General features: G+C 42.2%; 1 protein-coding gene. It reads left to right on the forward strand.

Annotation, left to right across the window (positions count from 1 at the left end; all coding sequences use genetic code 11):
• A partial coding sequence (locus ACH97_RS16495) for a transposase (protein ID WP_162264446.1) occupies positions 1–644 on the forward strand: 644 nt, incomplete at both ends.

The following is a 644-nucleotide window of genomic DNA, read 5'->3' on the forward strand; positions in this document are numbered from 1 at the left end:
ATGGACTTTTCTTTTATTTATGAAAAAGTTGCTCCCCTTTATTCTTCAAAAGGGCGCCCAAGCATTGATCCCGTTGTATTGATCAAAATGGTTCTGATTCAGTACGTGTTTGGCCACCGCTCGATGCGCGAAACCATTAAACGGATCGAAACCGATGTCGCTTATCGCTGGTTTATTGGATATGGATTTTCTGAAAAAATCCCTCATTTTTCAACCTTCAGTAAAAACTATGAGCGCCGTTTTCATGATACGGACCTATTTGAAACAATCTTCTATAAAATCTTGCGTCAGGCCATGGATCTCGGTCTTGTCGACCCGTCGGTCGCCTTTATCGATGGAACCCATGTCAAAGCCAATGCGAATAAGAAAAAGTTTGTGAAGAAGATTGTGAGAAAAGAAACAAGAGCTTATCAGGAACAATTAGATCGAGAAATTAATGCCGATCGCGAAGCCAACGGCAAAAAGCCCTTAAAGCCCAGGCAATGCTCAGAAGAACGGGAAATAAAAGAAAGTACGACAGATCCTGAGAGCGGTTATTTTGTAAAAGGTGAACGGGAACGTCTTTTTGCTTATGGTTTTCATACAGCTTGTGACCGGAATGGATTTGTGCTGGGGACGGTTGTTGAGCCTGCCAATATTCATGA

The sequence above is a fragment of the Bacillus paralicheniformis genome (assembly GCF_001042485.2).
Classification (GTDB): domain Bacteria; phylum Bacillota; class Bacilli; order Bacillales; family Bacillaceae; genus Bacillus; species Bacillus paralicheniformis.